The sequence below is a fragment of the Paenibacillus oryzae genome (assembly GCF_001675045.1).
Lineage (GTDB): Bacteria > Bacillota > Bacilli > Paenibacillales > Paenibacillaceae > Pristimantibacillus > Pristimantibacillus oryzae.
On sequence record NZ_LYPA01000028.1, the window covers coordinates 84970 to 97529 of the forward strand.

General features: G+C 45.0%; 13 protein-coding genes and 1 other annotated feature (1 of these 14 running past the window's edge). Of the genes, 3 read left to right on the top strand and 10 right to left on the bottom strand.

Annotation, left to right across the window (positions count from 1 at the left end; genetic code table 11):
- Positions 1-61: a binding site (T-box leader), on the top strand (it extends 183 nt beyond the left edge of the window).
- A gap of 149 nt (positions 62-210) precedes the next feature.
- Positions 211-981, top strand: a complete 771-nt coding sequence (locus A7K91_RS03230; protein ID WP_068679612.1) for a nucleotidyltransferase — start codon at positions 211-213, stop codon at positions 979-981.
- Between the two features lie 342 nt (positions 982-1323).
- On the opposite strand, the gene A7K91_RS03235 is transcribed toward A7K91_RS03230, so the two are convergent.
- The 8 genes from A7K91_RS03235 to A7K91_RS03270 all read right to left on the bottom strand — a co-directional run bounded on the left by A7K91_RS03235 (position 1324) and on the right by A7K91_RS03270 (position 8955).
- Positions 1324-2034, bottom strand: coding sequence for a DinB family protein (locus tag A7K91_RS03235; protein WP_068679614.1), 711 nt, complete (start codon positions 2032-2034; stop codon positions 1324-1326).
- Between the two features lie 38 nt (positions 2035-2072).
- A complete protein-coding gene (locus A7K91_RS03240) occupies positions 2073-2549 on the bottom strand; it encodes a GyrI-like domain-containing protein (protein WP_245697201.1) in 477 nt (158 codons plus the stop codon).
- Positions 2550-3089: 540 nt separating this feature from the next.
- Complete coding sequence (locus A7K91_RS03245; protein ID WP_156739281.1) at positions 3090-4082, bottom strand: alpha/beta fold hydrolase; 993 nt, start codon at positions 4080-4082, stop codon at positions 3090-3092.
- Positions 4083-4205: 123 nt separating this feature from the next.
- Positions 4206-5561 carry a sensor histidine kinase gene (locus tag A7K91_RS03250; RefSeq protein WP_068679618.1) on the bottom strand — a complete coding sequence of 452 codons (1356 nt, stop codon included), beginning with the start codon at positions 5559-5561 and terminating at the stop codon, positions 4206-4208.
- On the bottom strand, positions 5558-6232 hold the full coding sequence (locus A7K91_RS03255) for a response regulator transcription factor (RefSeq protein ID WP_068679620.1): 675 nt from the start codon (positions 6230-6232) through the stop codon (positions 5558-5560). Before A7K91_RS03255 ends, A7K91_RS03250 begins: the two co-directional genes overlap by 4 nt.
- Before the next feature lie 189 nt (positions 6233-6421).
- On the bottom strand, positions 6422-7183 hold the full coding sequence (hisA, locus tag A7K91_RS03260; protein ID WP_068679622.1) for a phosphoribosylformimino-5-aminoimidazole carboxamide ribotide isomerase: 762 nt from the start codon (positions 7181-7183) through the stop codon (positions 6422-6424).
- Positions 7184-7241: 58 nt separating this feature from the next.
- Positions 7242-8669 (bottom strand): MDR family MFS transporter, encoded by a 1428-nt coding sequence (locus A7K91_RS03265; RefSeq protein ID WP_068679624.1) that lies wholly within the window; start codon positions 8667-8669, stop codon positions 7242-7244.
- A gap of 49 nt (positions 8670-8718) precedes the next feature.
- Positions 8719-8955 (bottom strand): hypothetical protein, encoded by a 237-nt coding sequence (locus A7K91_RS03270; RefSeq protein WP_068679626.1) that lies wholly within the window; start codon positions 8953-8955, stop codon positions 8719-8721.
- Positions 8956-9180: 225 nt separating this feature from the next.
- On the opposite strand from A7K91_RS03270, the gene A7K91_RS03275 reads away from it, so the two are divergent.
- Positions 9181-9819, top strand: a complete 639-nt coding sequence (locus A7K91_RS03275; protein ID WP_068679628.1) for a DedA family protein — start codon at positions 9181-9183, stop codon at positions 9817-9819.
- 48 nt (positions 9820-9867) lie between these two features.
- On the opposite strand, the gene A7K91_RS03280 is transcribed toward A7K91_RS03275, so the two are convergent.
- The gene (locus tag A7K91_RS03280; protein ID WP_245697207.1) at positions 9868-10167 is read right to left on the bottom strand and encodes a hypothetical protein; all 300 of its coding nucleotides are present in this window, start codon (positions 10165-10167) and stop codon (positions 9868-9870) included.
- Between the two features lie 206 nt (positions 10168-10373).
- Here A7K91_RS03280 and A7K91_RS03285 point away from each other — a divergent pair, with 206 nt between their 5' ends.
- Positions 10374-11807 (top strand): hypothetical protein, encoded by a 1434-nt coding sequence (locus A7K91_RS03285; RefSeq protein ID WP_068679630.1) that lies wholly within the window; start codon positions 10374-10376, stop codon positions 11805-11807.
- Between the two features lie 12 nt (positions 11808-11819).
- Here A7K91_RS03285 and A7K91_RS03290 read toward each other — a convergent pair whose 3' ends face one another.
- Positions 11820-12398, bottom strand: a complete 579-nt coding sequence (locus A7K91_RS03290; protein WP_068679632.1) for a hypothetical protein — start codon at positions 12396-12398, stop codon at positions 11820-11822.
- Positions 12399-12560: the final 162 nt, after the last annotated feature.

Sequence of the window (12560 nt, forward strand, 5' to 3'; positions counted from 1 at the left end):
GATAGAGTGCAGAGAAATCTGAAATTAGGTGGTAACACGGACATTATAGTTCGCCCTAAGTTGACAAGAAATAGGTCAGCTTAGGGCTTTTTTGTTTTAGTTCTTCTCGTATGAATATTTGTAATTTTCCAAAAATAATTAATGATTCAATGTGCGCTATTCATCAGTGAACGTTAGCCGAAAGAAGTTTTTAATCTAGGAGGAGTCTATATGATATTAGAAAAAGTTATAAATAGAATTGTAATACAAAGTGAATATAAGGATTTTGTTGATAAGTATATAGATAGTATACTTACCGAATTTAAAGGGAAGATTCATAGCATTTATATGTGTGGCTCAATTCCAAAAGGAACTGCTATTCCTTTTAAGTCAGATGCAGACTTTACTATTGTATGTGTAAATCCCAAAGATATTGATTACGGAAGATTATCAAATATTAAAGGCAGGCTTTTGGAGGAATATCCAATATTAACTAAGATTGATACGATAATTTGCTCGATTGACGATGTATTAAGTAAACCAAATGAGTGGGGTTTTTGGGTTAAGATCATTTGTGTTTGCGTATATGGTCATGACGTTGGTGAAAAAGTACCACCGATCATTATTTCTCCAGAGTTCATTTTAGACTTAAATAAAGAGACCAAGGAGGAAGTAGATCGTGTACATAGAGTTTTACTTACTAATGCTAGTGATAGCACATTGAAAACTAGATATATTAAAGGTTACTCTAAGAGATTAATTCGTGCATTATACTCATTGGTTTTAGAAGATACAGGTGTATGGCAAGATGACATGATTATGATGAAAAATGCCATAATAAATTATTGTGAGATTGATTCCACTTTAGTTGATTATCTGTATGCTTGTTACTTGGATAGTAATGTACTTGTTGAAGAGTTTCTGGGAATTGCAGATGAAGTGTATTGTTATTTTGAGAACGCCTTAAATGCAATGGCTGCTTCCAGAACTTCTTTCGGCTAACACGATATTGCCGCTCCGGGTCACACGGAGAAGCGAGTGATAATTGTAAGAAGACAGGCAGCTGGTCACAGAAAATGATCAGCTGCCTTTGTCAGATAAACGCATCAAGTTAAGGTTAACGGGATACAGGAACAAAGTGGAAATAGAGCTATATAAAATAGAGCTATATAATGTATGACACTAAACTAAGACAGAGTATTAACAAGGGCTTTTCATGATTTATATACATATGTACAAAATACGAGTTTTGTGTAAATGTATTGATGTGAAAGTAAAAAGTTCCGTTATGACTTCGTTTTCATTGTCCAGTAACATTTTATCTAAATTAGGAAAATCCACTCCTTATCTCTGGAGTGGATTCTTTATAGGTTTATTGAATTTATTCTTTATATGCATACATTTTTTCAAATGTAAAAAAATATGTCTTGTTGCAGGCATAAGCATTAACCCAGCAATGCTTTTCTTTCTCCAATAATCGGCTAACCAACTCGCATTTTGCGTAACTGCATTTTCATCAAACAATCGTTTGATTCTTTTTGGGTCAACCTTTTCTTTTAATTGTCCGGGAGTCATCATTGATATGATTTGTCGTGTTTGCTTTCCGACGGCTGTTCTATATGCCAATAATGCTTCAAAATTTATACTTGAACTTAGCTCAACAATGTCCTCTTCAATCATCTCATTACCAGAATGCGAAAATCTTGTATCCATTTTTTCAAACCAATTTCCACCATAAAGAACTTGTTGATCATCAGCGACCAAAATACTCATGGTCATGTCCTCAATCCGGGAGATGTGCCAAAGGTGCCATGCAATAGAATTTTTTGTATTAGGGAGAGTTACTGGATACTTTCTAAAGGTTATTTCATTCAAATTCTCTACAACTGCATCTTTTAGTGTTTGCTTACCCGCATTTCCAACCTCTGAAGAGTGTAACCAAGCATGTAGTGAAAGAAATAATTGAATCGCTTGAGAATGTTCTTGAGGTTTTGAAATGATTTCATTTAATGCCTTATGGTTTTCGCTCCAAGATCGTTGTTCGTCCATGTCCATTGAAATAAACTCTCCCCTTTTGGTTTCGGTTTGTTTCGTTAGATTTTATCTACTGGGAAATATAACGACAATTCGCCATTATCATCTTTGGGATTATAAAATTCTTGAATCGCTCCAACGATCGCGAAGTTGTTTTCTGGTAAATAAGCGTCAATCATATATTTAAAAATCTCTTGATAAGAATCTTGTGTACATTTAATAACAGCATACTTGAATGCAGGAATGGTCCATTTGGTCCAACCAATCGGGGCTCTAGCTTCGTCAGCAACTTCACATCCAGCTAAATATTTTCCTTCCTCCTTCCATCTTTCAAAATTCTCATCAACATCACTCATAGCCCCCCATATTCCAGCAATGTTACCCTCAGTATCCAACTTAGCAAAATTACTTATCTCTGCAAAGTTACTGTTGGCCTCTTGCCATAATGGTGGTATCCACATTGGGCCTTCAATTGCCGCACCTTGCCCCATTTTACCAATAACTGAGAATTGTCGCTTTTCAATTATTTCAACCACTGTTCTTCCTCCCTTATTTACAAAGTTAAATACTCTCGCACCAAAAATATGGAATTATTTGTTCATACGGAAAAATTTTAAACTAAAGCCCATCTTTTATCAATGAGTTCTCGCAAAAATTTGCAATTGCATGTTATAAAACATAAAAGTTCGTACTTTGACCTGAAAGCAAAAAAGTGCCGCTATGACTGAGATGTCATGCGGCACAAAGTTCGGATTTTTCTGTTGCTGCACATCTGTCCGGCTACTTTTTGAGCTCTCACTTATAATTTTTTATAATTGTAAATATTACCTCGTTCACTGCCATCGTTTCTCTACTCCCTCGTAGAAATGAAGGTTGGTATAAAAGTGTACTTTACCGTTCTCGATCAAAAACTCTTGATAACATCCGCCAGCTGGTTTGTAATCTCGACGATTATTCTTTTATCGTTCGTATACAAAAAAGCTCAAAAAACGGTTGGTATCTCACCCCCAGTTTTTTGAGCTTGAATTATGATTTGCGTATCGTGAATTTTTGTATAATGCCCTTTTTTAACAGGCTTATTTTTGTACCTGATCCATAAAATCCTTCAATTTTTGTGCAATTTCCTTGGATTTTGTATGATGCAGATAATGTGTTCCATCCAGTGCAACCATTTCCCCATGGCTGGAACCTGCAATTTGCTCTTCATGAAGTTCAATCCATCCTTCAACCTCTTGATCATGGGCCACAACAAACAAAAGAAGCGGAAGCTCTGCCGGGAAAGACAACTGCCGGGCATCTCTGAAGTTGGATGCAGAATGCTGTATTTCATTCAGCATAGTAGCGTTGTTCTCGTTTACGTTCGCTAACAGCTTCATCTGTTTAACGGTATGCTCGTCAAAGCTCAACCCTGCATAGGGGTCAGGACCAATGCTCTTGAGCAACCTGTAAAATCCAGACTTTGTGAGAAGATCAAGACTTTCAAACGGCATTAATTCGTCCGTCCCAGGCTGAGTAGGCACACTAGTGTCAATCCCAACAAATGCAGTTACCTCATCGGGGTAATCATTTATATATTGCAACGCATAGATGCCGGAAATAGAATGCCCCATAAGAATATAACGATCAAGGTTAAGCTGTCCAACCGCCTCGTGAATTTCACTTGCTATATTTTTTGACGTTCTTTCTTTATCTGTTTTATCGCTTAAACCGTAGCCAAAAGGTTCAACAGCCACAACGGTATAATTAGGAGACAGCTCCTTAATAAGCATCTCAAAATCAAGCGCCGGCGCCGCTGTTCCGTAGCCTGGCAGAAGAACGATGGTTTCTTCCCCGCTGCCCTGGATTAATACATTCATTTTTTTGCCGTCTACCTCAATCTGCTGGCCATACGCTTCAATTTTCTTCAGATCTGATTTATTGCCGAATACATTTACAAGATAAACGGTCAAAAAGAATAACGCCAGAACAACGATAAATCCTCCAATCAACTTTGCCAATAGAAGACCTATTCTGCGCCCTTTTGATTTCTGCGGTTTTTGTTTGTATCCCAAAGACTCTGTCATGTTCATCTACTCCTGTCTGTCTATGGCGGTATGTGCTCCATCCATTGTGTTCATGGTTATAGTGTAAGCAATTAAAATGTACTCTTCATGACACGAATGTGAATGGAATATGAACAGACAAACAAATGGTTACTTTATAGGCAACGTGACGCTGATGGTGGTTCCGACGCCAGGCTGGCTTTGAACCGCAATATCTCCTCCATGAAGCAATACGATTTGCTTCACGATCGCAAGCCCTATTCCGCTGCCATTGTTTTTTCGTTTATGGGAACGGTCAGCCTTGAAAAAGCGGTCGAAAATATGCTTTTGATCTTCCTGTGCAATCCCGATACCTTGATCGGTAATGCTGACGACGACATTGGAAGCGTCTTGCCCGATGACAATGGAGATTGTTTCGTCAGCTCCCGAAAACTTAATGGCATTAACGATAATATTGCTCCATACCTGATTCAGCAGCTCGTAATCCGCCGTTATTTTGACGGGCGTTAATTGAAGATCAAATCCAATATTTACAGCAGACCATTGCGGCTGAAGCAAAACAATCACTCTGCGTATTTGTTCATCCAGGCTATACGTGCTGGGCTGTAGCAGTTGTGAGTTGGACTCAAGCAAACTTAGCTTTAACAAACCATCATTCATTCCAGTCATTCGTTTGGCTTCCTCAATTATAATATCCAGATATCGCCTTCGCTCATTCTCAGGCAAATCGTCTGCTTTAAGCGCGGCGGCATAACCGGAGATGGAGGTTAGCGGCGACTTGATTTCATGAGAAACATTGCCTACAAAATCTCTTCTCATTTGCTCAAGTTGTCTCAGATCGTTTGTCATTTGCTCGAAGCTTCGCGCCAAGTCGCCAAGCTCGCCCGTTTGCTTTATATTCAGCTTGACATCAAAATCGCCTCTGGCTATACGTTTTGTTGCTTTGGTCAGCTTTTTGATTGGTCTGATCAAATAAACCGAAGCAATCAAAATCATCAGACCTCCAATTAATAAGAAATAGATAATAAACGAATAAATCCACCTCTTTAAAAAGGCTGTTGAAGGCGGCGTCAACGGCTCCACAAACATCGCTTTAACTCCGCTTTTGGTTTGCAGCGGCATTCCCAATAATACGGCGGAAACCCCGTTAGAATTGACTTGAACCAATTCCCCGGCTAACACCCGTTTAAGTCGCTCCGTCGTTACGTTTGCCGGCGTGTGGTCAATTAATGTGCCGTAGGAACGGAATTGACCGGTTTCATCAAAAATTCGGATATAATAGGAATCCAGCTGCTTCATTTCACTTAGATAAGACTCCGCCTCATCCTCAGGCAACGCCTCGTAGACCCGGACAGTATCCCTCCCAAAATTCAACAAAAGAGTCTGCAGATTTTCATTCAGCTTCTCCTCGAACACCCATACCGCCACAAAAAAGGCAAGCACCGTGCCAACGACAACAACCGTAAAAAAAGCAAGCACCATACGGATGTACAGTGATTTAATCATAGCTTGGCCTCAAGCCGGTAGCCTAACCCGCGCACGGTTTCAATCGTAAAATCCTCCGTTGCGGCAAAACGCTCCCGCAGCCGTTTTATATGTACATCTATTGTGCGGTCATCCCCGCTGTAATTAAGTCCCCAGATTTGATCGATTAGCTGCTCGCGCGTATAGACCTGGCCTGGCGTCCCAGCAAGCTTGAACAGCAGCTCGAACTCTTTTAGCGGCAGCGCCATGGCTTCATTTCCTATTGTCACCTTGTAGGTTTGCCTGTCCAGTGTAACATCTCCTAGCTGAATCAACTGCGTTGCGCCGATCCGGTACCGCTTCAGCAATGCTCTCACGCGAGCCTTTAACTCAAGCGGGTCAAACGGTTTCGTCAAATAGTCGTCTGCTCCAAGCTCAAAGCCTTTAACCTTTTCCCAGGTTTCGCCTCTTGCGGTCAGCATAAGCATGGGAAGATCCGGATTGGCCCTGCGGAGCTCCTTGCATAACGCCCAGCCATCCATAACCGGCATCATAATATCAAGCACAACCAGATCAATCGGCGTCGAGCCATACAGGGACAAGGCTTCCTTGCCATTTACAGCCTCCACCGTCTCAAACCCGTCATTGCGCAGAAATAAACAAACCAGCTCACGTATGTTGTCATCGTCGTCAGCCACCAATATTGTTGTCATACGCTTCCTCTTCCTTTCCTTCACATGCGCATATTCATAGCTGCAAAACCAGTATAGCAAAGTAAAGGCGCAACATGCCAGAATAGTCGTACAATAAAAAAAGACAACCGAAACGCTCCTCTTCTATCTCCGTTGCCGGCAAGAGAAGCGTCCACTCCCGTTGTCTTCTTCCAACTTCTTGAATTATTGTTATTGTCCGCCGTTTAAGCTGCGGCTATATGCCACTACATCAGCGTAAGGCAATTTACCGCCAAAAATATCAAGCGCGCTGCCAATCGTTAAGTCCAGCTTGCCTTCCGACAAGGCATTGAATTGCTCCATATCGGCAAGCGATCTGGCCCCCCCGGCATACGTTGTTGGTATGGTGGTCCAAGCAGCCAGATCCCGAACCAGGCTTTGCTGAATGCCGCTTTGTTTGCCCTCTACATCCACGGCATGAATCAGAAATTCACAGCAATACGACTCCAGATAGGCCACATTGGCCGGATTCACCTCAAAATCGCTGAATACTCGCCATTGATCCGTCACAACAAACCATTTGCCGTCCTTTTCCTTACAGCTCAAATCAATGACCAGACGCTCCTTGCCGACTTCGGACAAAATAGCATCCAGGTTCTGCGTATTGAGCTTCCCGCCTTGAAAAATATACGAAGTGACGATGACGGCGCTTGCCCCCATCTCCAGATACTTCGATGCGTTTTCGGCTTTGATGCCGCCGCCAACCTGAAGCCCGCCGGGGTAGGCCTGAAGCGCACGCGAAGCAGCGTCCTCATTACCGGGGCCAAGCATAATGACATGACCGCCAGTTAACTGATCATTGCGAAACATATCGGCATAATAAACAGAATCATGTCCCGACACAAAATTTTCCACCAAGGCGTCATTTAACGTTTCGCCTACAATTTGTTTTACTTTTCCGTCATGCAAATCGATACAAGGTCTAAATTTCAATGCTCTGCCCCGTTTCTTTTTCAATAGTTACTTTCAAACTTCGGTTGCTTGCAAAACATCAGGATTGCTTTGCCCCGGCTTTTTGTCCCGGCTCGTTCTGCTCATGCTCCAGCTTGGGCACAAAAAAGGAAAGCAGCAATACGCCGACGCATAGCCAAGCCACCCATACAAAAATATGATGAAGGCTTGCCTCCAGCACGACAGGATCAATATCATTGGCCTCCCCCGTGTGCAGCAGCAGACCAAACAACGTAATCCCAAGCGTTTGACCCAAGGTTCGGATAAAATTGTTGCTGGCAACCGCAGCGCCTCTAATCTCGGCCCCTACAGATGAAGTAACAGCAATAGTCATGGAGGTCAGTACAAGTCCAAAGGACATGCCCGCGCAAAAGGTAAACAGGATCAACAACGCAATCGGCGTCCCGTTGCTAACGAGCGCAAAACCCGCGCTGCCGATAAGCAGCAGGCAAGCGGCCAGAAGGCTGATCGCCCGCAATCCCAGACGGGCAATCAGATTGCCTGCCAGAATGGAGCCTAACGGCCAGGCGATCGACAACGGAATCATCAAGATGCCGGAATACGTAGCGGAATAACCCTCCACCCCTTGGAACCACAGCGGCAAATAAAAAATAACAGCGACATTGACCAGACATAGCAGAAAGCTGATGCCGTTTGCCATACTGATGACCCGATTGCGAAACAGCTTAAACGGGATCATCGGCTCTGGGGACCTTTTTTCAATCCATGCAAACGCCGAAAGGAAAATGACCGCCATTGCAAAATACGGCAGCACCTCCGCCCAACCAGCCTGCTGTCCCGTCTCGCCGCCCACCAGACTCAAAGCATAGAGCAGCCCGAACATCCCGATGGCAAAGGTAATAATACCGGGGTAGTCGATATATTTCTTTTTTCGCTCCACTTTATCCTTCAAGGACACGGAGAGCAAATATAGCGCAACCGCGCCAAACGGCAAATTCATATAAAATATGGCACGCCATGACACATAATCGACTAGCAGGCCGCCAATTAATGGTCCTGAAATACCGGCAATTCCCCAAATACTGGACATCCATCCCTGGACCTTAGCCCGTTGCTGGAAGGGATACAGATCGCCGATAATAGTATAAGGAATTGTTGTTAAAGCGCCAGCTCCCAGTCCCTGCAGGCCGCGAAACAAAATAAGCTGGCTCATCGATTGCGCTATGCCCGATAACATGGAACCGCTTAAGAAAATGGAAGCTCCAATGATAAACATTGTTTTTCGCCCGTACAAATCCGATAATTTCCCGTAAATCGGCGTAGTAATAACACTGGCAAGCAAATAAATGGAGATGACCCAGCTATACAGCTGAACGCCGGACAGCTCTCCCGTAATTTTGGGCATGGCAGTACCAACGATTGTTCCTTCAATGGCCGCCAGAAAGGTTGCGACAAACAAAGCAACCGTTACTTTTTTTCTGGAGCCCGATTGGCTGCTTGCATTCATAGTTTTGTTCCCTTCGCTTGACTTAAGCAGAGAAACTGATAATTATCGCCTAAACGGCTGACTTTTTGCATTGCGATGAACAAACGGAGAAGCAATGGCGCAGCACAAAACGGTTACGCTGGGGCTCGTCCGCATTCCAGAACGCCGGATCGCGGAATATGCCAATCAACGCGCTTTGGGCGGCGCGGCATGCGGCCCCTTCATCGGCGAGCAGCTTAAGACATACCGTGTACGCTGTAGCTTCAATGCCTTTAAGAATATCTATTTTAGCCTGAAAATTGTTCATCTTCCATAACCGCCTTCCGAGTCCTCCCTTACACTATTCTCCATTGTAAAGGCGAAGCTTAGGCAAAAGGTTACGAAAAGGTTAAAAAGGTTATCAATGGCTCCTATAGGAACATCTTTTCATATCCAGCGTATAACTTAACATTCGGCCTTTTTATGCGCCTTCCGGACATTTACCGACTATTGCCCTGCCGAATGAATACTTGAGGAATAGGACGCGTGTTGAATGGCATACGACTTGCTGTTGGAAATTATTGAACGGGTCGGCTATGCGGCCTTGTTTTTTGTACTTTGCCTGGGCTTGATTGGGCTGCCTATTCCGAACGAAACCGTCGTCATGACCGGCGGCGCATTATCAGCCTCCGGCGTTTTATCGCCGGTTCCTGCTTACATCATGACGTTTCTTGGCATCTGCTCCGCCATGTCCTTCAGCTATAGCATTGGACGTTTTTCAGGCTACAAGCTGAATAGCTGGTTTCGCAGCAAAAAAAATATCGGGCGATTTATTGAACGAGCCGAGGAATTAAGCGGCAAATTCGGCGGGTATGCGATCAGCATCAGCCTTTGCTTGCCGTTTCTCAGACATGTAACCCCTTATGTTGTTGGAGTCAACAACATGAAGTACGGCCGTTTTGCCATGTTCGCGTACCCCTCCGCCCTGGTCTGGACTTCGATTTATTTTTACCTGGGCTCCGTCGTAGGCGATAAAGCGCGGGAGCTTGCGGACCTGATTTACCAATACGGAATGTGGGCAATCGTGCTGCTGGGTCTTGTGGCCGTGATCGTATTGGCCTTCAAATATAACCAGTACCGTAACAAGCATAGGGATCAGCAGGAGCATGGAGATATTGACTCTTCTCTTTAAGCAATGCCGCCCGTCGCACAGCGGATTACCGGACCCTTTGATTTCCTTCTATAGTCGAACAAGCTTGTCCTTTGCGGCTTCTACAAGCTGATCGAACAGCTCGTCGTTTTCCTCCAGCTCCTCCTCCAGCTCCAGCAGCTGCTCCTCGTTACCGGATTCATTCAAGAAAAACAAGCCGTATCCCCATTCTGTCGCTTTTCTGCTGTGCAATGTCATTTCGTATTGATTGACGTGGCCCTCCACGGAAAACTGCACCTTGCCGACATAGCCATCCTCCTTCGTATACGTCATAGAGGCCTCAATAATACTGCATACTGCCATATTGATATCTTCCTTTCCCTTCATCATATCGGGCATATCCCCAATTCCTTGTAGAATAGCATAGCCAAGTGGGCTTCGCAATGTTTTCCAATGTCCGAAGAGACAAGTTTGACAAAGGCAGAGAATAGTTGCAAAACGGCGCCTTTTCCGCTGACGTCTAATCGTCCGCATGCATACGATACATTACGGTAACCGCTTGGACGGCTATCGTCTATTTGTGGGAGGCTGGGCATATGACAGTTGAACTGACGGCGCTGCACTTCGTGTATTTGACTTTTGTAGTAGGCATTATCGGCTTTATGCTGATGCGGCGGGACACGACGTTAATTTGTGTAGCGGGTATTTTGGGAGTGGGCATTCTTGCCACAACGACCGCCCAAGGCTCTGTCAGCGGCATTTTCAACAGCTTTATTTATGCCATTAAGGAATTAATCAGCACGATATTAATTATTTCGATCATCGTTGCGATGAGCCGGATCTTGATTCGCACAGGCATCAACGAAATGATGATTGCTCCTTTTGCAAGGCTGATCCGTACGCCGGCAATGGCCTTCTGGGGAATCGGCTTCATTATGATGGTAGCTTCCCTTTTCTTCTGGCCATCGCCAGCAGTCGCTTTAATTGGAGCCGTCTTGCTCCCTGTAGCGATCCGGGTTGGCCTTCCGGCGTTAGGGGCCGCAATGGCCATGAACCTGTTTGGACACGGAATTGCGCTTTCGGGAGATTATATCATACAAGGCGCTCCCAAGCTGACAGCCGACGCGGCCGGGCTTCAAGTGAACGAGGTTATGGCGGCAAGCATTCCTCTGGTTTTAGTTATGGGAACCGTTACGACAGTGGCGGCCTATTGGATGATGAAACGCGACCAGCGTCTGGGAACATGGAGAAGCGGCTTGATTCAGGACGGAAAAGCGGCTAAGCATAATGATGCTCACCATGAAAATGATCCTTCCGGCGGCGAGGAAATAGAAAATGTGTTGTCCCACACCTCCAAAAAGGTGCTGGCTGCCATCATTCCGTTATTATATGCCTTAAATGTAGCCGCGATGTTTGCGCTTGATCTTCAAGGCGGAGATGCCACCGCTTTAATTGGCGGTACGTCCATTATGATCATGCTTGTGATTACGATGTTGGCCCATCGGGGCAAAGGGCTGGAGAAAACAACGGGATATTTAATCGAAGGTTTTTTGTTCGGCTTTCGGGTATTTGGCCCTGTTATACCTATTGCAGCCTTTTTCTATTTAGGCGATTCCGGCTTTTTCGAATTGTTCGGCTCGCGCCTGCCGGAAAGCTCAAGCGGCATAGTCAACGATTTAGGTATAGCATTGGCTCATGAAGTGCCGGTAAACGGCGCAGTTGGCGCCGTTACGCTCACACTGGTTGGCGCAGTGACCGGGCTTGACGGATCAGGCTTCTCCGGCATTTCACTAGCCGGATCCATCGCCCTGCTCTTCGGTCAGGCTATCGGTTCCGGCGTAGCAACCTTAACCGCGCTGGGCCAGGTTGCCGCAATATGGGTTGGCGGCGGAACGATTATTCCTTGGGCTCTTATTCCCGCAGCCGCTATCTGCGGCGTCAGCCCATTCGAGCTGGCGCGAAGAAACATCAAGCCCGTCCTGCTGGGTCTTGCCGTTACTACCGTCGTTGCTATATTCCTGATTATCTAAACCAGACAATGGTTAAAAGCGGCGGGCAGATTTGCGGCGGTAAACAGCAATAGCCCCCGCGCCGGCAAACAACGCGGCTGCAGCAGCTATAATCCACCAGATAAAACCGCCTTGGCTATCCGGTGAATATGGCGGCTGTGGCGGCGTTGAGCCAGTTCCAAGCTCGGCCAGATCGCCGCTGGCTGAGCTATAGGCAGCCGTACGGCTGCACAGGCTTACTTCCAGCGTTTTGCCGTTGTCACGGGCGTAAACGAGATAGCGACTGCCCTCCTTGAACTCAAAGCCGCAGCTGGCTGAGCTCCAAGCAGAGGTTACCGTTATGGAGGGAGCAACCTTGCCCTTCCAAACCTCATTCACCTTAAACGTATAGGTTACAGGATCGGCTGAGGAAGAAAAAAAGAGAGCTGTTGGTTCTTTCTTTGCTGTTACCGTTCCCTCAAAAACAGCATTATGGTTCTCCAAGGATGTCTTTACATCAGCATTCATTGCGCAGCTGCAAGCATGTGCCCGCTCTGGCGCCGTTGCCAGCAGCCCGATGGCTACCGCAAAAATCAATAGCATGTAAAGGCTTTTGATCCTAAATCTAGACATGGAACGTTCCCCCCCTTCTCTCTGCAAAATAACGGTTCATTAATTCAACGCAAATAATGGAAAAAATGTTGCATAAAAAGGAAACCAGCTAATACTTTGTCAATAGGCTGTTTTATTGGATAACGGTTTTTGGTATACTAAATTTGACGTATGACAAATAAA